Origin of the sequence: Bradyrhizobium sp. I1.14.4 (assembly GCF_050435825.1) — a bacterium.
Taxonomy (GTDB): domain Bacteria; phylum Pseudomonadota; class Alphaproteobacteria; order Rhizobiales; family Xanthobacteraceae; genus Bradyrhizobium.
Map to the genome: position 1 here is coordinate 357,718 of NZ_JBNDLA010000005.1, position 25,961 is coordinate 383,678.

General features: G+C 66.1%; 25 protein-coding genes. 16 read left to right on the plus strand and 9 right to left on the minus strand.

What is annotated here, in order from left to right; translation table 11 throughout:
- Positions 1–86 precede the first annotated feature (86 nt).
- Positions 87–836, minus strand: a complete 750-nt coding sequence (locus ABIB78_RS13900) for a 16S rRNA (uracil(1498)-N(3))-methyltransferase (protein WP_429025170.1) — start codon at positions 834–836, stop codon at positions 87–89.
- Positions 837–932: 96 nt separating this feature from the next.
- Here ABIB78_RS13900 and ABIB78_RS13905 point away from each other — a divergent pair, with 96 nt between their 5' ends.
- From ABIB78_RS13905 to ubiA, 3 genes are all read left to right on the plus strand, one after another.
- The gene (locus tag ABIB78_RS13905) at positions 933–1,403 is read left to right on the plus strand and encodes a hypothetical protein (RefSeq protein ID WP_429025173.1); all 471 of its coding nucleotides are present in this window, start codon (positions 933–935) and stop codon (positions 1,401–1,403) included.
- A 463-nt stretch (positions 1,404–1,866) separates the two neighbouring features.
- Positions 1,867–2,604 carry a hypothetical protein gene (locus ABIB78_RS13910; protein ID WP_429025174.1) on the plus strand — a complete coding sequence of 246 codons (738 nt, stop codon included), beginning with the start codon at positions 1,867–1,869 and terminating at the stop codon, positions 2,602–2,604.
- Between the two features lie 25 nt (positions 2,605–2,629).
- Entirely contained in the window at positions 2,630–3,562 is a 933-nt protein-coding gene (gene ubiA / locus ABIB78_RS13915; RefSeq protein WP_429025177.1) for a 4-hydroxybenzoate octaprenyltransferase, read from the plus strand.
- 324 nt (positions 3,563–3,886) lie between these two features.
- On the opposite strand, the gene ABIB78_RS13920 is transcribed toward ubiA, so the two are convergent.
- A complete protein-coding gene (locus ABIB78_RS13920; protein ID WP_429025179.1) occupies positions 3,887–4,411 on the minus strand; it encodes a DUF6101 family protein in 525 nt (174 codons plus the stop codon).
- Positions 4,412–4,686: 275 nt separating this feature from the next.
- On the opposite strand from ABIB78_RS13920, the gene ABIB78_RS13925 reads away from it, so the two are divergent.
- The 6 genes from ABIB78_RS13925 to lpxK all read left to right on the plus strand — a co-directional run bounded on the left by ABIB78_RS13925 (position 4,687) and on the right by lpxK (position 10,287).
- Positions 4,687–6,075, plus strand: coding sequence for a TldD/PmbA family protein (locus ABIB78_RS13925; RefSeq protein WP_429025182.1), 1,389 nt, complete (start codon positions 4,687–4,689; stop codon positions 6,073–6,075).
- Positions 6,062–6,871 (plus strand): 3'(2'),5'-bisphosphate nucleotidase CysQ, encoded by an 810-nt coding sequence (locus ABIB78_RS13930; protein WP_429025184.1) that lies wholly within the window; start codon positions 6,062–6,064, stop codon positions 6,869–6,871. The genes ABIB78_RS13925 and ABIB78_RS13930 overlap by 14 nt, the downstream gene beginning before the upstream one ends.
- Positions 6,872–7,016: 145 nt before the next feature.
- Entirely contained in the window at positions 7,017–7,265 is a 249-nt protein-coding gene (locus ABIB78_RS13935) for a DUF4170 domain-containing protein (protein WP_016848023.1), read from the plus strand.
- Positions 7,262–7,975 carry a lysophospholipid acyltransferase family protein gene (locus tag ABIB78_RS13940; protein WP_429025187.1) on the plus strand — a complete coding sequence of 238 codons (714 nt, stop codon included), beginning with the start codon at positions 7,262–7,264 and terminating at the stop codon, positions 7,973–7,975. Before ABIB78_RS13935 ends, ABIB78_RS13940 begins: the two co-directional genes overlap by 4 nt.
- The gene (locus ABIB78_RS13945) at positions 7,968–9,272 is read left to right on the plus strand and encodes a 3-deoxy-D-manno-octulosonic acid transferase (RefSeq protein WP_429025189.1); all 1,305 of its coding nucleotides are present in this window, start codon (positions 7,968–7,970) and stop codon (positions 9,270–9,272) included. The genes ABIB78_RS13940 and ABIB78_RS13945 overlap by 8 nt, the downstream gene beginning before the upstream one ends.
- Positions 9,265–10,287, plus strand: a complete 1,023-nt coding sequence (gene lpxK, locus ABIB78_RS13950; RefSeq protein WP_429025191.1) for a tetraacyldisaccharide 4'-kinase — start codon at positions 9,265–9,267, stop codon at positions 10,285–10,287. Before ABIB78_RS13945 ends, lpxK begins: the two co-directional genes overlap by 8 nt.
- 14 nt (positions 10,288–10,301) lie before the next feature.
- Here lpxK and ABIB78_RS13955 read toward each other — a convergent pair whose 3' ends face one another.
- On the minus strand, positions 10,302–10,529 hold the full coding sequence (locus ABIB78_RS13955) for a DUF2093 domain-containing protein (protein ID WP_429025194.1): 228 nt from the start codon (positions 10,527–10,529) through the stop codon (positions 10,302–10,304).
- 186 nt (positions 10,530–10,715) lie between these two features.
- Here ABIB78_RS13955 and ABIB78_RS13960 point away from each other — a divergent pair, with 186 nt between their 5' ends.
- The gene (locus ABIB78_RS13960; protein WP_429025196.1) at positions 10,716–11,546 is read left to right on the plus strand and encodes a dienelactone hydrolase family protein; all 831 of its coding nucleotides are present in this window, start codon (positions 10,716–10,718) and stop codon (positions 11,544–11,546) included.
- Here the strand turns inward: ABIB78_RS13960 and xseA are convergent.
- A complete protein-coding gene (xseA, locus tag ABIB78_RS13965; protein WP_429025198.1) occupies positions 11,543–13,162 on the minus strand; it encodes an exodeoxyribonuclease VII large subunit in 1,620 nt (539 codons plus the stop codon). The genes ABIB78_RS13960 and xseA overlap by 4 nt on opposite strands.
- 165 nt (positions 13,163–13,327) lie before the next feature.
- Here xseA and purD point away from each other — a divergent pair, with 165 nt between their 5' ends.
- On the plus strand, positions 13,328–14,605 hold the full coding sequence (gene purD, locus ABIB78_RS13970; RefSeq protein WP_429025201.1) for a phosphoribosylamine--glycine ligase: 1,278 nt from the start codon (positions 13,328–13,330) through the stop codon (positions 14,603–14,605).
- 139 nt (positions 14,606–14,744) lie between these two features.
- Here the strand turns inward: purD and ABIB78_RS13975 are convergent, their stop codons facing one another.
- Positions 14,745–15,977 carry an acyl-CoA dehydrogenase family protein gene (locus ABIB78_RS13975; RefSeq protein WP_429025203.1) on the minus strand — a complete coding sequence of 411 codons (1,233 nt, stop codon included), beginning with the start codon at positions 15,975–15,977 and terminating at the stop codon, positions 14,745–14,747.
- Positions 15,978–16,100: 123 nt separating this feature from the next.
- Here ABIB78_RS13975 and ABIB78_RS13980 point away from each other — a divergent pair, with 123 nt between their 5' ends.
- Positions 16,101–17,006 (plus strand): alpha/beta fold hydrolase, encoded by a 906-nt coding sequence (locus tag ABIB78_RS13980; RefSeq protein WP_429025205.1) that lies wholly within the window; start codon positions 16,101–16,103, stop codon positions 17,004–17,006.
- Positions 17,007–17,079: 73 nt separating this feature from the next.
- On the opposite strand, the gene ABIB78_RS13985 is transcribed toward ABIB78_RS13980, so the two are convergent.
- Positions 17,080–17,526, minus strand: a complete 447-nt coding sequence (locus ABIB78_RS13985) for a nucleoside deaminase (protein WP_429025207.1) — start codon at positions 17,524–17,526, stop codon at positions 17,080–17,082.
- Between the two features lie 140 nt (positions 17,527–17,666).
- Here ABIB78_RS13985 and ABIB78_RS13990 point away from each other — a divergent pair, with 140 nt between their 5' ends.
- From ABIB78_RS13990 to ABIB78_RS14000, 3 genes are all read left to right on the plus strand, one after another.
- Entirely contained in the window at positions 17,667–19,853 is a 2,187-nt protein-coding gene (locus tag ABIB78_RS13990) for a pseudouridine synthase (protein WP_429025209.1), read from the plus strand.
- Positions 19,854–20,054: 201 nt separating this feature from the next.
- A complete protein-coding gene (gene rsmD, locus ABIB78_RS13995) occupies positions 20,055–20,612 on the plus strand; it encodes a 16S rRNA (guanine(966)-N(2))-methyltransferase RsmD (protein ID WP_429025210.1) in 558 nt (185 codons plus the stop codon).
- Positions 20,613–20,711: 99 nt separating this feature from the next.
- The gene (locus ABIB78_RS14000; protein WP_429025213.1) at positions 20,712–21,335 is read left to right on the plus strand and encodes a hypothetical protein; all 624 of its coding nucleotides are present in this window, start codon (positions 20,712–20,714) and stop codon (positions 21,333–21,335) included.
- Between the two features lie 3 nt (positions 21,336–21,338).
- On the opposite strand, the gene mutL is transcribed toward ABIB78_RS14000, so the two are convergent.
- Positions 21,339–23,153 (minus strand): DNA mismatch repair endonuclease MutL, encoded by a 1,815-nt coding sequence (mutL, locus tag ABIB78_RS14005; RefSeq protein WP_429025216.1) that lies wholly within the window; start codon positions 23,151–23,153, stop codon positions 21,339–21,341.
- A gap of 233 nt (positions 23,154–23,386) precedes the next feature.
- On the opposite strand from mutL, the gene ABIB78_RS14010 reads away from it, so the two are divergent.
- Complete coding sequence (locus ABIB78_RS14010; protein ID WP_016848007.1) at positions 23,387–23,707, plus strand: ribbon-helix-helix domain-containing protein; 321 nt, start codon at positions 23,387–23,389, stop codon at positions 23,705–23,707.
- A gap of 88 nt (positions 23,708–23,795) precedes the next feature.
- Here ABIB78_RS14010 and ABIB78_RS14015 read toward each other — a convergent pair whose 3' ends face one another.
- Both ABIB78_RS14015 and ABIB78_RS14020 read right to left on the minus strand, forming a co-directional pair.
- Entirely contained in the window at positions 23,796–25,364 is a 1,569-nt protein-coding gene (locus tag ABIB78_RS14015) for a GMC family oxidoreductase (RefSeq protein WP_429025219.1), read from the minus strand.
- Positions 25,365–25,389: 25 nt separating this feature from the next.
- Positions 25,390–25,938, minus strand: a complete 549-nt coding sequence (locus ABIB78_RS14020; protein ID WP_429025222.1) for a gluconate 2-dehydrogenase subunit 3 family protein — start codon at positions 25,936–25,938, stop codon at positions 25,390–25,392.
- Positions 25,939–25,961 lie beyond the last annotated feature (23 nt).

The following is a 25,961-nucleotide window of genomic DNA, read 5'->3' on the forward strand; positions in this document are numbered from 1 at the left end:
CTTGGCTAGGCGGAAGTGAACCAAACTTGCTGCGGCACCGGCGGTCCACCGCTCCCGCTTGCGGGGGAGGTCGGATTGCGTCGGAGCTACGCACCCCCCCAGTCCCCCAGTGCCGCCTGCACCAGCGCCAGCGCGGCGACGGCGGCGGTGTCGGCGCGCAGGATGCGCGGGCCGAGCGCGAGACGGAGGGTTTTGGGCTGGCGCAGCAGCAGCGTGCGCTCCTCCTCGGCAAAGCCGCCCTCGGGGCCGATCAGGACGTCGATCCCGCCATTCGCGGTTGTCGCCGCCCGTAACGCCTGCACGGGGCTTTCGACCTCGGCTGCTTCGTCGCAGAACACCAGCAGCCGTGCCTGGTCGCGGCCGGCGAGGAAGCGCTCGAGGGGCAGGGGATCGGCCACTTCGGCAAGCGAGATGATGCCGCACTGCTCGGCGGCCTCGACCACATTGGCGCGCATCCGCTCGCTGTTGACCCGCGACACCTGGGTGAACCGCGTCAGCACCGGCACGAGCCGCGCGGCGCCCATCTCGACCGCCTTCTGCACCATGTAGTCGAGCCGCGCATGTTTCAGCGGTGCGAACACATAGGTGACGTCGGGCAGACGGTCCTGCGCGCGGGTCTGCGCCGTGATCGTCAGCACGTCGGCCCGCTTGCGGCCGGAAATCTCCGCGCGCCATTCACCGTCGCGGCCGTTGAACACCAGCACGGTGTCGCCGGCGTTAAGCCGCAGCACGTTGCCGAGATAGTTGCTCTGGTCGCGCTCGAGCGGAACGGTAGCGCCGGCACGAAGCGGGGCACCGACAAACAGGCGGGGGCTGTGAAAATCGAGTTCAGGCATGTCCTATTCCGGTTCCGGGCCGCGTTTTAGCCCAAAAGGCGCTGCCAAGTAGCTGCGAAGTATGGCTCCACGCTGATTGCGATCGGGGAGGTCGTCATGGTCTACCGCTCATTGCTGCTGCTGGCACTGGCTGTGCCCGTGTCGGCCGAAAAAGCGTCGGCTCAGGGTGGTCCTGCGCCGTTTCCGAGCAACGGCACCACGCTCATCACGCCGGGCTTCCCGGCGCCATCCGCCGAGTCCTGCATTAGGGATTTCGCTCCGCTGCGCGAAGACGCCGAGATGAAGGGCAGGCTGATCAAGACGGCTGCGGCCCGCCATGCGCCTGCGGCCGAATCCTGCGTCTTGATCCGCAACTACGGTCGGGCCGAGATCAAGATGATCGATTATGTCGAAGCCAACGCGACCCAATGTGCAATCCCGCCACAGATTGCGAACCAGTTGAAGGCTGGTCGCAACAATACCGAAGCGTTGCTCAGGAAGGTCTGCGCGCAGGCAGCACAGGCGCCAAGCCTGCCCGCCCTGCCGGTCGGCGACTTCGATCACCTGATCGATCGTCAGATTCCATAACTGACATCATGTGCCAGCGCTAAGCCGCTTCAATGCGGCGCGGCAAGTTAACCACACCGCGCGACACCGTAGTCCCGCGGACTCGTCAGGCACTCTCGGGCCAACTACTACAGTGGCGTCGATATATTGCTTCGGTCACCAAGTCATTTTTCAAGTCCGAGGGGTCGCTTGCACGCGGCCCCTTTTGTTTTTTCGGTCGGCGTGGGGGCCGCAGATTCAAACTGAGGCCTGACCGAAAATCGTGTTCAGGTATATTTGATGGTCCGGTTTTACCGCCGTTCGTAGTCTAAAGGCTTAGAATCGGGGAACAATTTAATGTGGCCGATGTGGCCCTACGCCGCGCTCCCGCCCAAATCCACGGGTTGTTAAGGCCTCACAGGAATCGTAAAACGCCCCCAAAATTTGTTGCTTCGTTTTTGTTGCGCTGGGGTTGCCTGGACCTTTTGCCGGAGAAATACCCTCGATGATCCGCCGACTGATCGTGCTGACCGTTGCCGCGACCGCCCTGTCTGTGGGGCAAGCCGCTGCGCAGAGCGCTTTTCCGGCACCGCTGCCCAATCAAGGCCAAGCCGGCGCCGCCTCGGATCCCGCGTTCCCGCCGGTCAATGGCGCGCGCACAAGCCGGGCCGGCGCCGCCTCGGATCCTGCATTCCCGCCGGTTAACGGTGCGCCGGCAGCCAGGGTCGGCGGGGCGCCGTCGCCATTTCCGAGCAGTGGTGCTGCCCCTATCGCCGGCGGCGGTCTGTCATCGCCGCCGCCCCCGCAAGGCGCCGGCGCAGGTGGTGGCGCGGCTGACGCCTGCATGAAGAATTTCGTTCCGCTACGTGAGGAAGCGGAGAAGCGCGGCAAGGCGATCAAGGCCGCGAGCGATCGCCACGCCAGCCCGCAGGAGGCCTGCAAGCTGATCGGAAATTACAGCCAGGCCGAGGTCAAGATGATCAAATATGTCGACGTCAACGCGGCCAAGTGCGGAATTCCGCCGCAGATCGCCAACCAGCTCAAGGACGGCCACAAGAACACGGAAGCGCTGCTGAAGAAGGTCTGCAATGTCGCAGAGCAGGCGGCGGCGCAGCCGCGCGGCCCCGCGGGGCCGTCGCTGAGCGATGTGCTGGGTTCGTCCGCCTCGCTGCCCGAAGCGACCCCGACCAAGAAGGGCGGCAGCACTTTCGATACGCTGAACGGCAACGTCCTCACCCGATAAGGGACAGCCCGATGATCGACCGCCCATGAGTGACGTTTCCGCCCGCGTTGCCGACTCCACGGGCAACTGGGTGGATACCCGTGCGCCGGTCTGGTCGCGGCCATATCTGCGGCTTGCGCGCTACGACCGGCCGATCGGCTCCTGGCTGTTGTTGATGCCGTGCTGGTGGTCGGCGGCGCTCGCCGCCGGCGTCGCGCACGACGTCCGCTCCCTGCCGCTCGTCGTCCTGCTGTTCTTCGTCGGCGCCTTCGTGATGCGCGGCGCGGGCTGCACCTGGAACGACATCACCGATCGCGATCTTGACGCCAGGGTCGAGCGCACGCGGTCGCGGCCGATCCCGGCCGGGCAGGTCACGGTGACGCAGGCCGTGGTCTTCATGGTGCTGCAGGCGCTGATCGGGCTCGCGGTGCTGCTGCAGTTCAACCGCTTCGCGTTGATGACCGGCATCGCCTCGCTCGTGATCGTCGTGATCTACCCGTTCATGAAGCGGATCACCTGGTGGCCGCAGGTCGTGCTCGGCCTCGCCTTTTCCTACGGCGCCCTGATGGGATTTGCGGTGACGCTCGAACGCATCGATGCAACCGCGATTGCGCTCTACGCCGGATCGATCGCCTGGGTGATCGCCTACGACACCATCTACGCCCATCAGGACGCCGAGGATGATGCGCTGATCGGCGTCAAATCCACCGCGCGCCTGTTCGGCGCACGCACCCATCGCGCGCTCGTGATCTTCTATGGTCTCGCCGTGCTGCTGATCGGCGTGGCATTCGCGCTCGCAGGCGCGCACTGGCCGGCCTGGATCGGCCTTGCGGCGTTCGCGCTGCATCTCGCCTGGCAGGTCCAGCGGCTCGACACCAGCGACCCCGCGCTCTGCCTGCGCATCTTCAAGTCCAACCGCGACGCCGGCCTTATCCTGTTCGCGAGCCTGGTTGTCGACGCGGTGCTGCGCGCGGCGTAACGGCGACCTACTGCTCCGGATTGACAGTGAGGTGAACACACCTCTCAAGCTCGCCCGGACTCCCGCAAGGGGAATCCTGCCGCCGGTGCGCCCATTGCGCGCGCGTGCCACTGAGTTGCCCGACGGCGCAAGTCCCTGCGCCCTCTGTCTTCAGAGCGGCGAAACGAAGAGCAAAGCCCGGACAGATCATGTCGCGAGAATGCGAAATCATGACTCGCAAGCGGCGCCACATGCTCACTGTCGTCCCGGCCTGCGCCGGGACGACGGTGGGGCGAGAGCCGTGCGCGCAATTCCGTCGCCGTCGCACCGAGGCGCGAAACGAACTCAATCCCGCGCGATGATCTCGCGCTCGTCGCGATGCACGCTGGGTTCGTTGAGCTGGACGCCGGTGCGGCGGCGGACCAGGAATTTCGGGCGGCGGGCGCGGATCGCGTTGCGGCGACGGCGGCGCGGAGAAGGCTTGCGCGGCGCTCGCTCGGTCAGTTGCGGGAGACGGAAGATGTCGCTCCACATCTGCCACGCGGTCGTGATCTCGTCGGCATCCGGACTTGAGCCGAGCGGAATGGTGAGCGCGGGATCGCGGTGAACCAGCACCAGCATCTGCGCGTCGTCGATGCCGCGCACGGCGACGCCGAGGAAATCACTGACGCGAACATTGACCGCCATCCGCATGCCGAGAACGGCACGGCGCAGCACGACGTGTTCGCGATGAAGCTCGACCTGCCGCATGCCGCCATCCGCGCGCGCATCCTGCGCGTGGAAGCTGAGCGGAAGGGAAAGAGGGTCGAGCCGTAGTGCGCGGCTCGACCCGGCGGAATTGATTCCGCTTGTTGGTGTTTGACGCCTCAAAGCTTTGTCTCCCCGCCGGGATTATGTTCCCGGTCGATGGGGGTGAGCCTAGCCGAGCGATGTCCGTTTCGGCTTAAAAAGCCTGGTTAATCCCTCCTCACCTGCCGCCATGATTGACAAGAGGTTGGCCCGCATGATTGACGAAGCCTTGCAGCGGTCACTCAAATCTTTCTTGCCCGCCGGTGCAAAGTGCTTGAAATCCCTGAGAATCCGGCACATCTGGTTAGGTCTGTCGACTTCGTTCCGGGCCCCCCTCAATCCGCAGGAATTCGTTCGTGAACCCTTCACCATCTGCATCGCGACACGGCGATACCTCCGATCTGTTCGACCAATCCGGCCTGAGCGACCTCGCGCAGCGCCTGGTCGACGCTGCAAAGCGCGCGGGCGCCGATGCCGCCGATGCCATCGCGGTGCGCGGTGTCTCGCAGGGCGTCGAGGTGCGCGACGGCCGCGTCGAGGAAACCGAGCGCTCCGAAGGCGATGACGTCGGCTTGCGGGTGTTCGTCGGCCAGCGTCAGGCGGTGGTGTCGACCAATGACGTCAGCGGCGACGGAATCGCAAAGCTCGCCGAGCGTGCGGTCGCAATGGCGCGTGTCGCGCCGGACGACAAATATGTCGGCCTGGCCGATCCCGCGCTCCATGCGCATGATTTCCCCGATCTCGATCTGCTCGACCGCAAGGTTCCGACCACTGCCGAGCTCGAGCAGCGCGCCATCGAAGCGGAGGCTGCGGCGCTCGCGGTCAAGGGTGTCACCAAGTCCGGCGGGGCCTCGGCCTCGACCGGGATCGGCGGCATGGTGCTGGTGACATCGACCGGCTTCCACGGTTCTTATCTGCGTTCCAGCCACGGCATCTCGACGACGGCGATTTCCGGTGACGGCACCGGCATGGAGCGTGACTACAACTTCACCAGCGCGCCGCATGCGTCCGATCTCGATTCACCCACGAGCGTTGGCCGCAAGGCCGGCGAGCGCGCGGTGGCGCGGTCGAACCCGCGCAAGGTCGAGACCTGCAAGGTGCCTGTGGTGTTTGATCCGCGGGTTGCCGGCTCGATCATCGGCCATCTGGTCGGTGCCATCAACGGCGCCTCGATCGCGCGCAAGACCAGCTTCCTGAAGGACAAGCTCGGCGAGCAGCTCTTCTCCAGCGATATCCGCATCATCGACGATCCCTTGCGGGTGCGCGGCCTGCGCTCGCAGACCTTCGATGCCGAGGGCGTCAAGGTGAAGAAGACGGCACTGATCGACGAAGGTGTGCTGACCACCTGGGTGCTGGACTCGGCGACCGCGCGTGAGCTTGGGCTGGTCACGACGGGTCATGCGCATCGCGGCGTGTCGTCCTCGCCGTCGCCCGGAACGTATAACCTGCATCTCGAGCCGGGTGCAGTGACGCCGAAGGAGCTGGTCTCCGACATCAAGCAGGGCTTCTATGTCACCGACCTGATCGGCTCCGGCGTCAACGGCGTGACCGGCGATTACAGCCGCGGCGCGTCCGGCTTCTGGATCGAGAACGGCGAGATCACCTATCCGGTCAGCGAGGTGACCATCGCCGGCCATCTGCTGCCGATGTTCAAATCGCTGGTTGCCGCCAACGACCTGGAATTCCGCTATGGCGTCAATTCGCCGACGCTGCGCATCGAGGGGCTGACGCTTGGCGGACGCTGATACGGACGACTGGACCAAGGCGCGTGATGCCGCCTTGCTGATCAGATCGGTGCAGGAGGCAGGGCGGCTCGCGCTGTCGCTGTTCCGCACCGAATTGAAGAACTGGATCAAGGGCGCGTCCTCGCCGGTCTCCGAGGCCGACATCGCGGTCAACGACCTCCTTGAGCAGCAGCTGCGTTCGGCAACGGCTACCTACGGCTGGCTGTCGGAGGAAAGCGCCGACGACGAGACCCGGCTCGGCAAGCGCTTCACCTGGATCGTCGATCCGATCGACGGCACCCGCGCCTATCTTGCCGGACGCGAGGACTGGTGCGTCAGTGTGGCGCTGGTTGAAAATGCATCTCCGGTGCTCGCGGCGGTGTATGCGCCGGTGAGCGAGGAATTCTTCTTTGCCGCCCGTGGGCAGGGCGCGACCCTGAACGACGGCGCCGTGCATGCAACCGCAGGCATCGACTTCAATTTTCCGCGCATGGCGGGGCCGAAACCGCTGGTGCAGCGGCTCAGCCCAACGCCGGACGAGATCACGCTGCATCCGCGGATCGGATCGCTGGCGCTCAGGCTGTGCCGTGTAGCACAAGGTCGACTTGACGCTGCCTTTGCGGGCGGGCAAAGCCGCGACTGGGATCTCGCTGCCGCGAATTTGATCGTGCAGGAAGCGGGTGGTAAGATGACCGCGCTCTCGGGGGATGCGATTGAGTACAATCGCCGGGACGTGACGCATGGGGTGCTGGTGGCAGCAGGACACGAACGTCATGCACGCATTGTCGAGCATTTTCGCAACCGTCCATTGCCGTGAGGCCCCGCCGATCCGCGCCGCGTTTCCGATTGTGACGGACAGACTTGTTACGACAGACCTGTGACGACCAGACCTGTGACGACCAGACTTGTGACGACCACGACTTCAGTTCTTTGCCGGGCATCTCGTTAGGAAAAGCACCATCATGTCAGACAATGCCCAGCCGCAGCTGCTTCACCTCGTTATCGGCGGCGAGTTGACCGATCTCGAGCACAACACCTTCAAGAATTTGGACGAAGTCGAGATCGTTGGCGTGTACCCGAACTATGCGACCGCCTATGCGGCCTGGAAGGCCAAGGCGCAGCAGACCGTGGACAACGCCCAGATGCGCTATTTCGTCGTTCACCTCCACCGGTTGCTCGATCCTGAGCAGGACACAAAGCACTCCCATTGAAACGCCTTCTTCGCGATCTGCTGCGCAGCGGCTTTGTGCAGCGCGCGCTGGGTGTGCTTGCGGCCGAGTATCTGCGGCTGGTCTGGCTTACCAACCGCTTCAGCTACGAGCCTTCCAACGTCTATGGGATCGTCGAGCCCTTGATGCCGGCGATCTTCGTGTTCTGGCACGGCCAGCACTTCATGACGCCGTTCATCAAGACCAAGGAGAGCTACCGCGCCAAGGTGTTGATCTCCCGCCACCGCGACGGCGAATTCAATGCCATCGCGGCCGAGCGGCTCGGCATCGGCACGATCAGGGGTTCCGGCGACCATTCCGGCGCGTTCCATCGCAAGGGCGGCGTCGGCGCCTTCAAGGAGATGGGGCGGTCGCTGGAAGACGGCTGCAATATCGCGACCACCGCCGACGTGCCAAAGCGGGCCCGGGTGGCGGGGCTCGGGGCCATCATGCTGGCGCGGGAGACCGGCCGGCCGATCATCCCCTTTGCGATGGTCACCAGCCGATTCATCCGGTTGAAAAACTGGGATTCCAGCACCATCAATTTGCCATTCGGGCGGGGCGCAGTGGTAGGTATTGAGCCGGTCTATGTGCCGTCCGACGCCGATGCCGCGACGATGGAAAGGCTTCGGCAGCACGTGGAGGATCTTCTCAACGAAGCGACCCGACGCGCCTACGCAGCGGTCGGGCGGCCGGAGGCAGCGCTTGGCTAGCTCGCTACCGATGACGTTGCGTGTCTATCGCAAGCTGTCGTCCGCGATGGTGCCGCTCGCGCCTGCCCTGATCAAGCGGCGGCTCAAGCTCGGCAAGGAAGATCCCGAACGCGTCGGCGAGCGGCGCGGCATGAGCGCCGATGTCAGGCCGCACGGGCCGCTGGTGTGGATCCACGGCGCCAGCGTCGGCGAGGTGCTGGCGGCGGCGGGACTGATCGAACGGCTGCGTGCGCTCGACCTGCGCATCCTGCTCACGTCAGGGACGGTGACCTCGGCTGCGATCGTGGCCAAGCGCTTTCCGCCCGACGTGATCCACCAATATGTGCCGTACGACTCGCCGCGCTATGTCACGCGCTTCCTCGATCACTGGCATCCGTCGCTGGCGCTGTTCATCGAGTCCGATCTGTGGCCGAACCTGATCCTGTCGAGCGCCGCGCGGCGGCTGCCGATGGTCCTGATCAACGGGCGAATGTCGCAGCGCTCGTTCCCGCGCTGGCGCCGGGTCTCCAACACCATCGGTGCGCTGCTCGGACGGTTCGACATCTGCCTCGCGCAGTCGAAGACCGACGCCGAACGCTTTGCCGCGCTCGGCAGCCACAATGTCATGGTCACCGGCAACCTCAAGCTCGACGTCGCGGCGCCGCCGGCCGATCCGGCCAAGCTGGAGCGGCTGATGTCGGTGACGCGCGGCCGCCCGATCGTGGTTGCCGCGTCCACCCACCCGGGCGAGGAAGAGATCCTGATCGAGGCGCACAGATCGCTCGCCGGATTTTTCCCCGGGCTGCTCACGGTGATCGTGCCGCGGCATGCCGCGCGCGGCGAGGCGGTGGCGCGGCTCGTGACGGAGGCCGGCCTGCGCCCCGGCCTGCGCTCGTATGAGGATCTGCCGGTCGCGACCACCGATATCTATGTCGCCGATACGATGGGCGAGCTCGGTCTGTTCTACCGGCTCGCGCCGATCGTGTTCATGGGCGGCTCGCTGGTCGCGCATGGCGGCCAGAATCCGATCGAGGCGATCAAGCTTGGCGCTGCGATCGTGCATGGCCCGCACGTCTTCAATTTCACCGACGTCTATGAGGCGCTCGATCGTTCCGGCGGCGCGCGGCGCGCCGATGATCGGGAAGCGCTGGTCAAGCAGCTTGGCCAGTTCCTCGCCGATCCCGCGGCGCGCGACACCTCGCTGGCTGCCTCCGAGCGCGTCGTCGAGCAGCTCGGTGGTGCGCTGGAGCGTACAGTGACCGCTCTCGAGCCCTATCTGTTGCAGTTGCGGCTCGAGATGGGAGCCGCCAATGCGTGAGCCGGCCTTCTGGCACCGGCCGTCGTCTTGGACATCGCAACTGCTGAGACCGCTTGCCGCGCTGTACGGCGCGGTTGCCGCGCGGCGCATGCGGCGCGACGGCGTCGACGCCGGCATTCCCGTGGTTTGCGTCGGTAATTACCATGTCGGCGGCGCCGGCAAGACGCCGACGGTGCTGGCGCTGGCAAAGCTGCTGCGCGAGCTCGACGAGCGGCCGGTGGTGCTCAGCCGCGGCTATGGCGGCAGGCTCGGTGGCCCGGTCAAGGTCGACCGTGACAGCCACACGGCGGCCGATGTCGGCGACGAGCCGCTGATGATGGCGGCGACCTTGCCGGTCGTGGTGTCGCGCGACCGCGCCGCGGGCCTGCCGCTGGCGCGGGCGCAGGACGCAAGCGTGATCCTGATGGATGACGGCTTCCAGAATCCGAACGTGGTCAAGGATGCCTGCCTGATCGTGATCGACGGTACGCGCGGCGTCGGCAACGGCCGCGTCATCCCGGCCGGACCGTTGCGTGCGCCGCTATCGCCGCAGCTAGAACGGACCGACGCGCTGATCGTGGTCGGCGAGGGAAGTGGGGCGCAGAAGATTGCGGCCGGCATCGCGTCCCGTGGCAAGCCGGTGTTGTCGGCGCATCTGAGGCCGGACGAGGCTTCATTGAGCGCTCTGCGCGGTCGGCGCGTACTCGCCTTTGCGGGAATTGGCGATCCCGCACGATTCTTCAAAACCCTTCGAGCAAGCGGAATCGAAATTGTTAAGGAGCGGGTGTTCGCGGACCACTATCCATTTTCGGAGCGCGACATCTCCGCGCTTCATGCCGAAGCCACGCAAGACGCGCTGACCTTGGTAACGACGGAAAAGGATCTTGCGCGGATATACGGCGGCGAGGGGATGCTGCCTTGGACGCGAGGAATCGCGCCATTTGCGGTGACGCTTGAATTCGAGGACCCCGCGGCGCTGCGTCGCTTCGTGACCGATCAACTGTTCAAGGCGCGGGATAGGAGGCTGCGCAAGTGAGCCTCGTCCAAAGCCTAAACCTGCGGCTTGAGCACGCCCGGATGGTGGCGCTGAAGCACGGCGGTCGGGGTGGCGTAGGCCTCCTGCAGGTCGACGCTCCAGTACTTCAGCTCGTCGAGCGGAATCCGGACGTCGGTGATGGCACAACGCACAAAGGTGCCGGGCGAGATCACGCGGAAATCGCCGTCGAGATATTGCACCTGCGCCTCGCCATTGCCCGAGGGACCGAACTTGTTCAGCACGATTGAGCTCTCCGCCTTGCCTCTGACGAGGCCTCCTGGATGTTCATGAAGCCGTCTATCACAGATAGGGTGGCATGTCCGCCCATTAAACCACCGACTTGTGATGATTTGGCGGCGGACGCGCATGGTAGCGTTGCAGCCGCGGTCCGCTGTGTTTGCAGCGCCATAACGAGCCGGCCGGATCGGATGCGCCTCAAGTCAGTTTTCATGTGCCTCGCGATGTTTGCCGTGCCGGCCGCGGCCGCGGCGCCGCTCCCGGCCCCGCATCAGGTCGAAATTCCCGAAGGCAATATCACGCTGCACGCGCAGCTCTTCCGGCCCGACGGCGATGGACCGTTCCCGACGGTCATCGCGCTGCACGGCTGCGGCGGTCTGGCCGGCAAATCCGAGCAGGTCGCACCGCGCTATCGCGACTGGGCCGAGCAATTGCTCACGACCGGCCATGCGGTGCTGCTGCCGGACAGCTACGGCTCGCGCGAGTTGGGTCCGCAGTGCCGCATCAGGGAGCATCAGGTCCAGACCCGCCGCGCGCGCGTCGCCGACATCAATGCCGCGCGGCAGTGGCTGGTGCAGCAGAAATGGGTGGCGAAGAGCCGCATCAGCCTGATCGGCTGGGGCAATGGCGCGGCCGCCTTGCTATGGGCGGTGCGGCCGCAAATGTGGTCGCGCAACGCCGAGCCGGATTTTCGGTCGGCGGTCGCCTTCTATCCGGACTGCCGCACCTCGTTCGGCCTCGGCTGGAGCGCGCGGGTGCCGACGCTGGTCCTGATCGGCGCGCGCGACGATGTCTCGTCACCGTCGGCCTGCCACCAGATGGTCGACGGCGCGCGCGGCCGCAGTGCGCTCGCAAGGATCGTTGTCTATCCCGACGCCTATCACGACTTCGACCGCGCCAACCTGCCGTTGCATGCGGTCGCGGCCTCCGACGCCGAGATTGCCGAGCGCGGCCATGTCGGCACCGATGCGGATGCGCGCAAGGACGCGCAGAAGCAGGTCGCCGAGTGGCTGGCGCGCTAAAACAAGCTGCCCTGATCGACCGGCTTGGTGACGCGCTTCGGCGCCGCCGGTTTCGCCTCGCGCTGAGGCTTCGGCTGGCTCTCAGGCGTCGCTGTCGCCGGGGGCTGATCGGCATTCGCAGTGGCGGCGACGCGGCCGTCGGCGAACTCGATCGACAGGCCGGCGTTCGGGCCGACCGCCGCCGCGGAATGGATCGCGTGTCCATGCTCGTCGCGCACCAGCGCGAAGCCGCGCGCCAGCACGCCGCGATAGGACAACGCCGACAGCAGCTGTCCGCTATGGGCGACACGCGCCTCGAGCCGCTGCATCGTCGTCACCAGCGCGCGCCGGGCGCGCTCGGCGAGGCGGTGGGTGCGCTCGAGGTCTCGCGCGATCGCGTTGCGCTGGGCCTTTGCATTGGCGAGCTTCGAGGCCTTGAGCCGGATCTCGAGCCCGCTGAAGCGCTCGCGCCGGCGATGCAGCAGCGCGCGCGCCGACAGCGTGATGCGCTCACCCGAGACGGTGAGCCGCTGCCGCGCATGCGCAACCTGGCCGCGCAGCACGCCGATGGTGAGGCGCGCGCTCGACGCGGCAAAGCGGCGGAAATGCGCGTGCGTATTGGCCTTCAGCCCGCGCGGCAGCCCGGCTGCGAGATGATCGAGCCGCTGCCGCGGGATCGCCAGCAGTTCGTTCGCCGCCGGCAGCGCCCGGGCGGCGGCGCGCAGTTCGTTGCGGCGGCCCTCCTGGCCGCGCTGCCAGCACACCATGGTGCGGCGGGCGAGGCTTTCGACCTCGACGAACAGCTCGCTGCGCACCGGGACCGCCATCTCGGCGGCGGCGGTCGGCGTCGGCGCGCGCTTGTCGGCGACGAAGTCGATCAACGTGATGTCGGTCTCGTGGCCCACCGCCGAGATCAGCGGGATGTGGCTCTCGGCCGCGGCGCGGACCACGATCTCCTCGTTGAACGACCAGAGGTCCTCCAGCGAGCCGCCGCCGCGCGCGACGATCAACAGATCAGGCCGCGGAATCCTGCCGCCCTCCGGCAGCGCATTGAAGCCGCGGATCGCCGCCGCGACCTGTTCGGCCGAGCCTTCGCCCTGCACCTTGACCGGCCAGACCAGCACGCGGCGGGGAAAGCGGTCCTCCAGCCGGTGCAGGATGTCGCGGATCACGGCGCCGGTCGGCGAGGTGACGACGCCGATCACCTCGGGCAGCCAGGGCAAAAGCTGCTTGCGGGCTTCGTCGAACAGGCCCTCGGCCGCGAGCTTCTTCTTGCGCTCCTCCATCAGCGCCATCAGCGCGCCGACGCCGGCCGGCTCCAGCGAGTCGATGACGATCTGATATTTCGAGGAGTTCGGATAGGTGGTCAGCTTGCCGGTGGCGATGACCTCGAGGCCCTCCTGCGGCTTGAAGCGCATTCGGGCGTGGGCGAACTTCCAGATCACCGCCTCGATCTTCGCGTTCTCGTCCTTCAGCGCGAAATAGCAATGGCCGGAGGAGTGCGGGCCGCGAAAGCCGGAAATCTCGCCGCGGACGCGGACATGGCCGAACCGGTCCTCCACCGTCCGCTTCAACGCGGAAGAGAGTTCCGAGACTGTGAATTCAGGCGCGTTGACGAGATTCGGAGCAGCGGTCATCTGGCTTATAGAATCGGGGTTTTCGACCCCGTGTGCAAGGTCCGGACCCCTCGTTTCACGAGTCGAATCACATATCCACATCTGATCGAACCGCTTGTTGCTGCGGTCGGGGAGCGTGCTAAACCGGACGAAATGGCGTTACAACCCCTTTAATCGGCGACACAGATGAACATCCTCCTGCTCGGTTCCGGCGGCCGCGAACATGCGCTGGCGTGGAAGATCGCCGCGTCCCCGCTGGTGACGAAGCTCTGGTGCGCGCCGGGCAATGCCGGGATCGCGCGCGAGGCCGAATGCATCGCGCTCGATGTCGCCGACCATGCCGCGGTGATCGAGTTCTGCCGGCGCAATGCGGTCGATCTGGTGGTGGTCGGACCTGAGACGCCGCTGGCAGTCGGGATCGTCGACGACCTCGCCGCGGTCGGCGTCAAGGCGTTCGGGCCCAGCAGGCAGGCCGCGCAGCTCGAGGGCTCCAAGGGCTTCACCAAGGACCTCTGCAGCGAGTTCAACATTCCGACCGGCGCCTATCGCCGCTTCGACAATGCAAAGGATGCGGTGGCCTATGTCCGCGCGCAGGGCGCGCCGATCGTGGTCAAGGCCGATGGGCTCGCCGCCGGCAAGGGCGTCGTGGTGGCGCAGACGCTGTCCGAAGCGGAAGCCGCGATCGCGATGATGTTCGAGGGCGCGTTCGGCTCGGCCGGCGCCGAGGTGGTGATCGAGGAATTTCTCTCGGGCCGTGAGATCAGCTTCTTCGCGCTGTGCGACGGCGAGACCGCGATTCCGCTCGCCACCGCGCAGGACCACAAGCGGGTGTTCGACCACGACAAGGGGCCGAACACCGGCGGCATGGGCGCCTATTCGCCGACGCCGTTCGTGACGCCCGAGGTGCACGACCAGATCATGGCGCGGATCATCCTGCCGACGGTCGCCGGAATGAAGCGCCGCGGCACGCCGTTCAAGGGCGTGCTCTATGCCGGCGTGATGCTGACCGCGCAGGGTCCAAAACTGTTCGAATACAATGTCCGCTTCGGCGATCCCGAGTGCCAGGTGCTGATGCTGCGGATGATGTCGGACATCGTGCCGGCGCTGCTCGCCGCCTGCGACGGGCAATTGAAGAATTTCGATCTGCGCTGGTATCCGGACCCGGCGCTGACGGTGGTGATGGCGGCCAAGGGCTATCCCGGCGACTACATCAAGGGCACGCGGATCGATGGCCTCGATGACGCCGCCAAGGTCGAGGGCGTCGAGATCTTCCACGCCGGCACGGTGGCGAGGGATGGCGCCATCCTCGCCAACGGCGGCCGTGTACTGAACGTCTGCGCGATGGGCAAGACGGTGACCGAGGCGCGCGACCGCGCCTATCAGGCCGTCGACCGCATCAAATGGCCCGACGGATTTTGCCGCCGCGACATCGCCTGGCAGGCGGTGGAGGCGGAAAAGGGTTAGCGCGCTTCGCTCGTCATGCGCGGGCTTGACCCGCGCATCCATCGCCTTCGAGAGAGTCTCTTCGTGAGATGGATTGCCGGGTCAAGCCCGGCAATGACGGTGTGTGCGGGGCAGCGCGGCCCTGGAATGACGGAATGGGTCAGAGCAAATCCCCGCCCGCCGCGCTCGCCGTGGTGCCGTGCTCGCGGAACGCCTTGATGACGTTCTTGCCGATCTTCCACTTGTGCACTTCGTCCGGCCCGTCGACCAGCCGCTGCGAGCGCACCTGGGTGTACCATTTCGCGAGCGGCGTATCCTGGCTGAAGCCGAGCGCGCCGTGCAGCTGGATCGCGGTGTCGATCACCTTGTGCACCATGTGGGCGTGGAAGATCTTGGCGATCGAGTTCTCCTGGCGGATGTCGAGGCCCTTCTCGGCCTTGTAGGCGATGTGCAGCAGCATCAGCCGGCCGATATAGAGCTCGCTCGCGCAGTCGGCGAGCATGAACTGCACCGCCTGGCGGTCGGCCAGCAACTGCCCGAAGGTCGAACGCTTGGTGACATGGGCCGCCGCCATGTCGAGCGCGCGCTGCGCCTTGGCGACGTTATGCATGCCGTGGCGCAGCCGGCCGTAGGCGAGGCGGTGCTGGCCCATGTTGAAGCCGTTGCCCTCGCCGCCGAGCAGGTTGTCGGCCGGGACCTTCAGATCCTTGATCTCGATCTCGGAGTGGCCGCCGTGGATCACGTCGTCATGCGGCCCCTCGATCGCCATGTTGGCGACGTTGCGCTTGATGCGGTAACCGGGATTGGGCAGCTCGACGATGAAGGTCGAGTATTGCTTGTGGCGCGGCGCGCTCGGGTCGGTCTTTGCCATCACCAGCGCGAGGTCGGCGACGCTCGCCGACGAGGAGAACCATTTCTCGCCATTGAGGATGTAGTTCTCGTTGCCGTCCTTCACGGCCGTGGTCTGCATGCCGGTGGCATCGGCGCCGGCGGCCTTCTCGGTCATCGAGAAGCAGATCCGCTTCTCGCCGTTCAGCAGGGGCTTGAGGTATTTTTCCTTCTGGTACTCGGTGCCGTGCGCCAGGATCGTCATCATCGAGGCGTCGTCCGGCCCTTGCGTGTTCATCGAGAGCGCGCCGAGCATGCTCTCGCCGAGCTCCATCTGCACCAGGGCGTTGGCGAGCGGGCCGAGGCCCATGCCGCCATATTCCTTCGGCACGAACGGGCACCACAGGCCTTGCGCGCGGGCCTTCTTCCGCAACGGACCCAGCACTTCGGCAAGCGGCTTGGTGTCGAGTTCCTTTTCCGCCGGAATGCACTCGTCGTGCACGAATTTGCGGACCTTCTCGCGGATCGCCTTGGCTTCGGCGGGAATCTCGAAATCGATCGACATGGCACTTCCTCGTTTCGTGTTGTTGTTGGCAGGACTTGAGGATGGCATAAACCTCGCCCGAGCCAGCGGCAACGCCGAACAAAGTTTGAAGCAGCACGGCCGCGACAGGGAAGGAAACCACCGATGCCTGATCTCGCTGATCTTTTTCCCGGCTATGAGTCCAAATGGATCGACACCTCGCAGGGCCGCATCTTCGCCCGCGTTGGCGGCAAGGGTCCGCCATTGCTATTGCTGCACGGGTTCTCCTCCACGCATGTGATGTGGCACACGGTCGCGCCGAAACTTGACGACAAGTTCACGCTGATCATCGCCGACCTGCCGGGCTATGGCTGGTCCGACATGCCCGACAGCGACAAGGATCACACGCCCTACACCAAGCGGGCCTGGGCGAAGACCATGGTCGAGGTGATGGAGCAGCTCGGACACGCGCACTTCGCGCTCGCCGGGCATGACCGCGGCGGCCGGGTGTCGTACCGGCTCGCACTCGATCATCCCGGCCGGCTGTCGAAGCTTGCGGTGCTCGATATCGCGCCGACCTATGATTACTGGCAGAAGCTCAATCGCGTTTCGGCGCTGAAGATCTACCACTGGGCGTTTCTGGCCCAGCCGTATCCGCTGCCGGAGAAGCTGATCTCGAGCCAGGGCGAATTCTTCCTCAAGGAGAAGATGGCGAGCCAGACCAGAAGCAGGACGCTCGATGCGATCGATCCGCGCGCGCTTGAGCATTACCTTGCGCCATTCCGCGATCCCGCGCGCATCCACGCGATGTGCGAGGACTATCGCGCCGGCGCCTATGCCGACTACGAGATCGACAAGGCCGATGTCGACGCCGGCAAGAAGATCACGATCCCGATGCTGGCCCTGTGGGGCGACGCGGGCGTTGCCAGCGCCGCGACGACGCCGCTCGACACCTGGAAGAACTGGGCGACCAATGTCAGTGGCGCGCCCGTGGCGTCGGGGCATTTTCTGCCCGAGGAGGCTCCAGAGGTGACGGCGAAGCTGCTGCGGGAGTTTTTCCTGGCGGGATGAATCTTCTCTAGCACCGTCATCCCCGCGCAAAGGCGGAGCCTTTGCGCGGGGATGACGGGTTTATCTTTCGCCGTTACCGCCGCTCCCTGAAGAACTCGCGCAGGAGGCGTGCGGACTCGGTCTCGCCGACTGCGCCATAGACCTCCGGCACATGGTGGCAGGTCGGCTGTGCGAAGAACCGCACGCCTGACTCGACCGCGCCGCCCTTGGGGTCGGCCGCGCCGTAATAGAGCCGGCGGATACGCGCAAAGGAGATCGCGCCGGCGCACATGGTGCAGGGCTCGAGCGTCACGTAGAGGTCGCAGTCGACCAGCCGTTCGGTACCGATTGCGTCAGCGGCCTGCCGGATCGCAAGGATTTCGGCATGGGCGGTGGGGTCGCGGTCGGTCAGGGTGCGGTTGCCAGCCGTGGCGATCACCTCGTAACCCCGGACAATCACGCATCCGATCGGAACTTCGCCGGCTTTTCCGGCGTTTTCGGCCGTTTTCAGCGCCAAATCCATGAAAGAAGGGGCTGACATGCCTCGTATCATCGCAAGAAACCTGCTAGTAGCTTCGCCTTCAGCAAAAGTGGATGCCGGTTTTGCGTCAAATGCGCTGCCAACAGGCGCGTATGCCCGGCTGCCCTTGCACCCCAATTGAACGTCCAGCGAGATTATTCATGCCCCGCGACAGCGACAAAAACAACGATTCCCGCGGCCGGCGTGATCGGCCCGGCGGCGGCCAGGGCCGCGCCGGCGGTGACAAAGGCCGTTCCGGCGGTGGCAAGGGCCGCTCCGGAGCCGCCCGTGGGCCGGACAAGAAATTTGCCAAGCGCGGTTTCGGTGACAAGAAGTTTGCCAGCAGGGGCGATGGCGAAAAGCGGCCTTATCGCGGCGACCGCGAGGATCGTCCGCCGCGCCGCGAGTTCGGCGACAAGCCGAGATTCAATCGCGACGACCGTCCCCGCGGCGATCGGCCGTTCCGCGATCGTTCGGCTGGTGACGGCGACGGCGAGAAGCGTACCTTCAAGCCGCGCGGCGACCGGCCGAGATTTGATCGAGGCGGGGATGGCGAGAAGCGCACGTTCAAGCCGCGTGAAGATCGCGGCGGCGAAAAGCGTCCCTACGCGCCCCGTGGCGATCGCCCGAACTATAATCGGGACGACCGCGCGCCGCGTCGCGATCGCGATGACGCCCGCCCGGCAGGGCGGTCTTCCGATCGGAAATTCGGCGACCGGAAGCCTTACGCGCCGCGCGAGCGTGACGGCGAGAAGCGGCCCTATACGCCGCGTGGCGAGCGATCGTTCGGCGACCGTCCTTCGCGCGATGGCGACCGGCCCGCGCGGAAATTCGGCGGCGACAGCAAGTTCAAGCGCGGTGCGGCGGATCGCGGGGGCGATCGTGATCGTGGCGATCGCGGCCCGCGCAAGGACTTTGGCGACCGGCCGCCGCGCGGCGAATCCAAGCCGTGGCAGAAGCGCGAAGGCGGTTCCGATCGTCCGGAGCGTGGTTCGCGTCCATTCCGCGACGGCCCGCGCAATTTCGACAAACCGCGTTACGACAGGCCGCGCGACGATCGCGGCGGCGGCGAGCGGCCGCGGTTCTCGCGTTCCCGCGACGATCGCGAGCAGGGCGATCGCCACGAGCGGCCGAAGTTCAGCCGGCCGCGCTGGGAGAGAGACGAGGCTGGTGGCGACAACCGCCGACGTGAGCGCCCCGAAGGCCGCACGGACTGGCAGGAGCATCCGCGCAGCGAGGGCCGTTTCGGCGATCGTCCGCGCCGCGACAATGAGGACGACAGCAAGGTCTTCGCGAAGCGCCCGGCCTTCGGCGGCCGCGGCGCCTATCGCGAACGCTCCTACGACGACCGCCGCGAACGTCCCGAGCCGAAGCCGAAGAAGGCTGGCGAGCGCATCGCCAAGGTGCTGGCGCGCGCGGGCCTTGCCTCGCGCCGCGATGCCGAGGAGATCGTCACCCAGGGGCGCGTCACCGTCAACGGACGCGTGATCAACTCGCCGGCGCTCGACATCACCGAGAACGACGTCGTCGCGGTCGACGGCAAGCCGTTGCCGCCGCGCGAGCGGACGCGGCTGTTCATGTATCACAAGCCGCGCGGGCTGATGACGACGCATGCCGACCCCGAGGGGCGGCCGACCGTGTTCGACAATCTTCCCGAGGGCCTGCCGCGGCTGATCTCGATCGGCCGGCTCGATTTCAACACCGAGGGTCTGCTGCTGCTGACCAATGACGGCGGGCTGGCGCGGACGCTGGAGCACCCCGACACCGGATGGCTGCGCCGCTACCGCGTGCGCGCGCATGGCGAGGTGACGCAGGGTCAGCTCGACCAGCTGAAGGACGGTATCGAGGTCGACGGCGTCAAATACGGGCCGATCGACGCGACGCTCGAGCGCGACCAGAGCTCCAACGTCTGGGTGGTGTTCGCGATCCGCGAGGGCAAGAACCGCGAGGTGCGCAACGTGATGGCGCATCTCGGGCTCGAGGTGAACCGCCTGATCCGGATCTCCTACGGCCCATTCCAGCTCGGCGAGCTCGAGGAGGGCAAGGTCGAGGAGGTCAAGACGCGGGTGCTGCGCGAGCAGCTCGGCGAGAAGATCGCCAAGGTCGCAGGCGCGGATTTCACGCGGCCGGAGCAGCGCGACGCCGGCGAAGTCGACCATATGCCGAAGCCGAAGGCCAGCAAGCGCGAAACCATCAATGACCGCAAGGGCCGCCGCGTGCTGGTGCAGCGTACCGGCAGCGACGAAGCGCGTGCCCGCAACGAGGACGAGGCCAGCGGCTACGGTCCGCCACGCCGTCCCAAGCGCGGCTATCACGGCAAGCGCGATCTCACGCCGAAGGACGAGTAGGGGCGTCGCGACGATGGATAAGTCGTCTTCGTTCGCTACGACGCGATCAACGCTCTCTCCGTTCCCTCCCCCCTTGTGGGGGAGGGTCAGGGAGGGGGGTACCACACGGGTGGTCTGCCCGTGGGGCACCCCCTTCCCCAACCCCTCCCCACAAGGGGGAGGGGAGCCGACTACCCGCGCCGAAACAGTGTGGGCATTCTGATGCGCGTCGTCGGGGGCAGGCTGAAGGGCCGCAATCTCGCTTCGCCCTCGGGCCGCGAGATCCGTCCGACCGCGGACCGCCTGCGCGAGTCCGTGTTCAACATCCTGCTCCACGCCTACGGCAATCCGATCGAGAACGCGCGCGTGCTCGATCTGTTTGCCGGCACCGGTGCGCTCGGCATCGAGGCGGTGTCGCGCGGCGCAAGGTTCACGCTGTTCGTCGACAATGGCGCCGAGGCGCGGGCGCTGCTGCGCAACAATGTCGAGTCGCTCGGCCTTGGCGGGACGACCAAGGTCTATCGCCGCGATGCGACAGATCTCGGACCTGCGCATCCGGTCGAGCCATTCTCGCTCGTGTTCCTCGATCCGCCCTATGGCAAGGGGCTCGCGGACAAGGCACTCGCCTCGCTGCGCGACGGCGGCTGGCTGACGCCGGGCGCGTTGCTCGTGGTCGAGGAGGCCAAGGCCGCGGCCTTCACGGCGCCCGAGGGCTTTGAGGAGCTCGAGCGGCGCGCGTATGACGACACCGAGTTCGTGTTTCTTCGCGAAAAAGTGTAGGGCGAACTGGCGTCAGGGCAGTCCGCCGACCTTATGGTGGGGCACGGATTCGGCTAATCCATCACATGGCGGTTTCAGCGCCATTTGCGGGGGCGAACCATGGCCGACACTCTTGCAGAGCTCGCGAGTCAGCTGGAGATGCGTGTCAAGGATCTGCGCAGCGCGGGCGATGACGCGGCGCTGCTTGGGGCCGCGCGCGACGCGGCCGACCAGATCGAGCGCCGTCGCGGCGCGCGGGATGGTGACGAGCGTGAGGCGCTCAAGATGGTTCAGCGGATCACGTTCAACGCCGCAGCCGATTGCTGGCCGGGCTGGAGCGTTTCGGACAAGCCGATCAACCCCGATCGTCTGCTGGCGGCGCGCGAACTTGCAGAGCGCTCGCTGGACCTTGTGCAGGAGCTGGGGTTCGGACCGTTGCGGCTGGGAACGGGCGCCTGGCTGGTGGGTGCCTTCGATCTGGCGCTTGGTCGACATCACGAGGCGATCGACATCTTTCGCGGCGCGCGTCAGCACTATGTCGCCGCGAGCGCACCTGGCCTGGTGCTGCTGACGGACGGCTATGTCGCGATCGCGCGGCAACTTGCCGGAGATCAGGCCTCATCCAGTGGTGAAGATCCCGATCAGATCTGCACCCGGATCGCGGCAGGCGGGTACGAGGACGGCGACGAATGGATTGCGCAGCTTCGCACGGCGTTGCAGGTTTTCGCGCGCAAGAATGCGTAGAATCTACCGCCGCCCGAACAGCTTCTCGATATCGGTCAGCTTCAATTCGACATAGGTCGGGCGGCCATGGTTGCACTGGCCGGAATTCGGCGTATCTTCCATCTCGCGGAGCAGCGCGTTCATCTCTTCCGGCTTGAGGCGGCGGCCGGCGCGGACCGAACCGTGGCAGGCCATGGTGGCGGCGACATGCATCAGCCGGCGCTCCAGCGGCAGCGCCTCGTCCCACTCGGCCATGTGCTCGGCGAGGTCGCGCAGCAGGCCCGCCGCATTGGCCTTGCCGAGCAGCGAGGGGGTCTCGCGCACGGCGACCGCGCCGGGACCGAAGGATTCGATCGCGAGCCCGAACGACGCCAGCTCCTCGGCGCGATCAAGCAGTTTTTCGACGGTCGCCTCATCGAGCTCGACGATCTCGGGGATCAGCAGGATCTGCCGCTGCACGCCGTTCTTCGCCAGCGAGGCCTTCAGCTTCTCATAGACGATGCGCTCATGGGCCGCGTGCTGGTCCACCACGATCAGGCCGTCGCGGGTCTGCGAGACGATGTAGGTCTCGTGGATCTGGGTGCGTGCAGCGCCCAGCGGACGGTCGAGCATATCGAGACCAGGTGCCGCCTCGAAGCGGACATCGGCGGTCGGGGTGCCGACGTCGAAGGCGGCCTGTCCGGCCTCGGCGAAAGCGGGCGCCGCCGCGCCCTCGAACGAGCGCAGCGGATTGACCGGATATGACGGCGAACCGCGCCAGTCCCAATTGCTTGGGCGCTGTGGCGTGAAGGCAGGGCGGAACGCCGAAAGCGCCGCGCCGTCGGTGTTGGCCGCGGTGCGCTTGCCTTCGCGCGCGAGGCCGTCCTTCAGGGCATGCACGATCAGCGCGCGCACGAGGCCGGCGTTGCGGAAGCGCACCTCGGTCTTGGCCGGATGCACATTGGCGTCGACCTCTTGCGGATCGCAAGTCACGAACAGCGCCACGACGGGATGGCGGTCGCGCGGCAGATAGTCGGAATAGGCCGCGCGCACCGCGCCGAGGATCAGCTTGTCGCGCACCGGGCGGCCATTGACGAACAGATATTGCCCGAGCGCATTGGCCCGGGTCAACGATGGCGCCGCGGCGAAGCCTTCGACCACGATGCCCTCGCGCTCGGCGCGCACCTCGATCGCGCTGGCGCGAAAGTCTGCGCCGAGGATATCGCCGAGCCGCGTCAGCCGGCCGGCCGCGCCGGGCAGCGCGGCGGCCCAGGTGACCGGCGCCCGCTCTTCGCCGGCCAGCGTGAAGGCAATATCGGGGCGCGCCATGCCGAGGCGCCGCACCACCTCGCGGATGGCTTCCGCCTCGGTGCGGTCGGTCTTGAGGAATTTCAGCCGCGCCGGCGTCGCGTAGAAGAGTTCGTTGACCTCGACGCGGGTGCCCTGGCCGAGCGCGGCCGGCATGACTTCCGACTTCTCCCCGCCGTCGACCGAGAGCGACCAGGCATGCGGCTCGCTGGCATGGCGCGTGGTGATGCCGAGCTTTGCGACAGCGCCGATCGATGGCAGCGCCTCGCCGCGGAACCCGAGCGTGCGGATGCGCAAGAGGTCTTCGTCGTCGAGCTTGGAGGTGGCGTGACGGTCGACCGCAAGCGCGAGGTCGGCGCGCGTCATGCCGCCGCCATCGTCGGTGATGCCGATCCGGCGCCGCCCGCCGCCGTCGGTGAAGACGTCGATCCGGCTCGCGCCGGCGTCGATCGCGTTCTCGACCAGTTCCTTGACCACGCTCGCAGGGCGCTCGACCACCTCGCCGGCGGCGATGCGGTTGACGAGCTGTTCGGGAAGCTGGCGGACGGGCATGGATTTGAACGTTGGGAGAGCGATTCGCGGCTGGCCGTCACTATAAGTCGCCGCGCCGGCAAATGCATGGGAGCGCTCGGGATGCCCGCTACGCGTTGGGGATGATTCCGGGCTATCACATTGAAGACGCTCATCTTCGGCGGCTGGCGCGTTACGTCCTACGTCGCGATTGTGGGGCCGCATGCACAGGTATATCGTTTAGAAAAATTATAAGTTCTCGCCGGAGGAACGCCATGTGCCATCTTTTCGCGCACCAGCCGCAACGCGACTATGAATCGCAGACCCGATCGCTGCGGATCGACGGCCATTGCACCTCGATCCGGCTGGAAATGTCGTTCTGGGACACGCTGGAGGAAATCGCGGCCAAGGAAGGCATGACGCTGGCCAAGTTCCTCACCACCCTGCACAACGAGGTGCTCGACCATCACGGCGAGGTGAACAACTTTGCGTCGCTGTTGCGCTGCTCCTGCCTGATCTACCGCGCCAAGGCGAATGCGCCGGCGGTCGTCCCGGACTATCGCGGCGCGGCGGCGATCATGGACGCGGCGGAATAGCCTTCGCGCCAACCCGTCACACAGAAAGAAAAGCGGCCTTGTCCAGTTGGGCAAGGCCGCGCCAGTTAGAGGGACCTAGATTTCGTTCTCAGATCTCCTTGCGCTGCATCGCGCCGGCGATGTGGTCGGCCTGCCGGATCGCCAGCGACACGATCGTCAGCGTCGGGTTGCACGCCGCGCCCGAGGTGAACTGGCTGCCGTCGGAGACGAACAGGTTCTTGATGTCGTGGGTCTGGCCGAACTTGTTGACGACGCCATCGCGCGGCTTCTCGCTCATCCGGTTGGTGCCCATGTTGTGAGTCGAAGGATAGGGCGGCGTCGGATAGGTCACGGTGGCGCCGACCGCCTCATAGACCGCGGAGCCTTGCCTGTAGGCATGATCGCGCATCGCGACGTCGTTCGGGTGGTCGTCGAAATGCACGCTGGCGACCGGCATGCCGAACTTGTCCTTGATTTTCGGATCAAGTGTTATGCGGTTGGTCTCCTGCGGCATATCCTCGCCGACCAGCCACATGCCGGCCATCCGCGGATAACCCTCGATCGCGCTGGTGAAGCTGCGTCCCCAGGCGCCGGGGTTGAGGAACGCGGCCATGAAGGGCAGGCCGAGCGACAGCGTCTCCATCTCATAGCCGCCGACGAAGCCGCGCTTCGGGTCGTTCTTCGCCTCGTCGCGGATGATGCCGGCCATCGTGGTGCCGCGATACATGTGCACCGACTTCTCGAAGCTCGCATACACGCTGCCGGTCATGTGCCGCATATAGTTGCGGCCGACCTGGCCGGACGAATTGGCGAGCCCATCCGGGAACATGCTGGAGGCGCTGTTGAGCAACAGCCGCGGGCTTTCGATCGAGTTGCCGGCGACCGCGACGACGCGTGCCTTCTGGCGCTGCATGGCGCCGGTCGCATCGGCATAGACCACGCCGGTCACCTTGCCGGACTGGTCATGCTCGATCTTGATCACCATGCTGCCGGGACGCACTTCGAGATTGCCGGTGGCTTCGCCCTTCGGAATCTCGGTGTAGAGCGTCGACCATTTGGCGCCTGACTTGCAACCCTGGAAGCAGAAGCCGATCTGCTGGCAGGAGCCGCGGCCGTCACGCGGTTCGCTGTTGATCGCCATCCGCCCGGTGTGCACTTCCTTGTAGCCGAGCTTCCTGGCGCCGGCTTCCATCACCTTGAAGTTATTGTTGCCGGGAAGTCCGGGGATGCCGTTGGTGCGGGTGACGCCCATCTTGTCCTCGGCCTTGGCGTAGTACGGCTCCATCTCGGCGAGCGTGATCGGCCAGTCGATCAAATTGGCGCCGGGGATGCCGCCATAGGCCGACTTGATCTTGAACTCATGCTCGTCGAAGCGCAGCGATGCGCCGGCCCAGTGCGTGGTCGAGCCGCCGACCGCCTTCACGATCCAGGCCGGCAGGCCCGGAAAGTCCTGGTGGACGCGCCAGCTTCCCGACGTCGAGCGCGCGTCGGACCAGGCGAGCTGGGTGAAGCTGTCCCATTCGTCGTTGATGAAGTCCTGGTTCTCGATGCGTGGGCCGGCCTCGAGGATCACCACCTTGACGCCCTTTTGCGCCAGTTCATTGCCGAGCGTTCCGCCGCCGGCACCGGAGCCGACGATCACGACAACGCCGCTGTCATTCAGATCAAATTTTGCCATTGTTTCCTCCTGACCGTTTCCGACGCTATGCCTTGGGCAGCCAGTCGATATCGGCGAAGCCGCGCTTGATGTAGCCGCCATGCTCGGCGGAGGAGCCCTCGTAGCCGAACCGCGGCCACACCTCCTTGTTGTTGTAGAGCGAGACGATGAGATCGCCGCGGACCTTCTGGAAGAACGCGCTTCCCTCGATCTGTTGCAGCAGCGCGACGCGATCGTTTTCCCAGGCGACCTGGGCATACGGCATCTTGTGGCGGTCGTTGGCCGCTTGATCGAGCCGCGCGACGCCGTCATTGATCAGCGATTTGACCACCGGATCCTTCGCGGCCTTCTCATCCCACGGCTTGACCGCTGATATGTAGTAACTGTCGCCGAGGAAGTCGTGCGGATAGATGTCGCGCGCCATCTTCAGCAGTGTCTTCAGCGTGGCTGGCGTCAGCGTGGAGGCGTCTTCGGCCCAGGCATCGGCGATGCCAAGCCCGGCCGAGGTCGCGATCGCGACCGCCGGTGCGGTGGCGGCCGCGCCTTTGAGAAACACACGCCGGTCAAATTTGCTGCGTCGATCGATTTCTCTCATGGGTTTCCTCCGTAATTTATTTT

Bases quoted from the DNA above. Each gene is read 5' to 3' on its own strand.
- ABIB78_RS13985 (WP_429025207.1), bottom strand. From the start codon at position 17,526: ATGTCAGCCCCTTCTTTCATGGATTTGGCGCTGAAAACGGCCGAAAAC.
- lpxK (WP_429025191.1), top strand. From the start codon at position 9,265: ATGCGTGAGCCGGCCTTCTGGCACCGGCCGTCGTCTTGGACATCGCAA.
- ABIB78_RS13990 (WP_429025209.1), top strand. From the start codon at position 17,667: ATGCCCCGCGACAGCGACAAAAACAACGATTCCCGCGGCCGGCGTGAT.
- purD (WP_429025201.1), top strand. From the start codon at position 13,328: ATGAACATCCTCCTGCTCGGTTCCGGCGGCCGCGAACATGCGCTGGCG.
- ABIB78_RS14015 (WP_429025219.1), bottom strand. From the start codon at position 25,364: ATGGCAAAATTTGATCTGAATGACAGCGGCGTTGTCGTGATCGTCGGC.
- ABIB78_RS13910 (WP_429025174.1), top strand. From the start codon at position 1,867: ATGATCCGCCGACTGATCGTGCTGACCGTTGCCGCGACCGCCCTGTCT.
- ABIB78_RS13980 (WP_429025205.1), top strand. From the start codon at position 16,101: ATGCCTGATCTCGCTGATCTTTTTCCCGGCTATGAGTCCAAATGGATC.
- ABIB78_RS14010 (WP_016848007.1), top strand. From the start codon at position 23,387: ATGTGCCATCTTTTCGCGCACCAGCCGCAACGCGACTATGAATCGCAG.
- ABIB78_RS14020 (WP_429025222.1), bottom strand. From the start codon at position 25,938: ATGAGAGAAATCGATCGACGCAGCAAATTTGACCGGCGTGTGTTTCTC.
- ubiA (WP_429025177.1), top strand. From the start codon at position 2,630: ATGAGTGACGTTTCCGCCCGCGTTGCCGACTCCACGGGCAACTGGGTG.
- ABIB78_RS13935 (WP_016848023.1), top strand. From the start codon at position 7,017: ATGTCAGACAATGCCCAGCCGCAGCTGCTTCACCTCGTTATCGGCGGC.
- xseA (WP_429025198.1), bottom strand. From the start codon at position 13,162: ATGACCGCTGCTCCGAATCTCGTCAACGCGCCTGAATTCACAGTCTCG.
- mutL (WP_429025216.1), bottom strand. From the start codon at position 23,153: ATGCCCGTCCGCCAGCTTCCCGAACAGCTCGTCAACCGCATCGCCGCC.
- ABIB78_RS13905 (WP_429025173.1), top strand. From the start codon at position 933: ATGGTCTACCGCTCATTGCTGCTGCTGGCACTGGCTGTGCCCGTGTCG.
- ABIB78_RS14000 (WP_429025213.1), top strand. From the start codon at position 20,712: ATGGCCGACACTCTTGCAGAGCTCGCGAGTCAGCTGGAGATGCGTGTC.
- ABIB78_RS13900 (WP_429025170.1), bottom strand. From the start codon at position 836: ATGCCTGAACTCGATTTTCACAGCCCCCGCCTGTTTGTCGGTGCCCCG.
- rsmD (WP_429025210.1), top strand. From the start codon at position 20,055: ATGCGCGTCGTCGGGGGCAGGCTGAAGGGCCGCAATCTCGCTTCGCCC.
- ABIB78_RS13960 (WP_429025196.1), top strand. From the start codon at position 10,716: ATGCGCCTCAAGTCAGTTTTCATGTGCCTCGCGATGTTTGCCGTGCCG.
- ABIB78_RS13975 (WP_429025203.1), bottom strand. From the start codon at position 15,977: ATGTCGATCGATTTCGAGATTCCCGCCGAAGCCAAGGCGATCCGCGAG.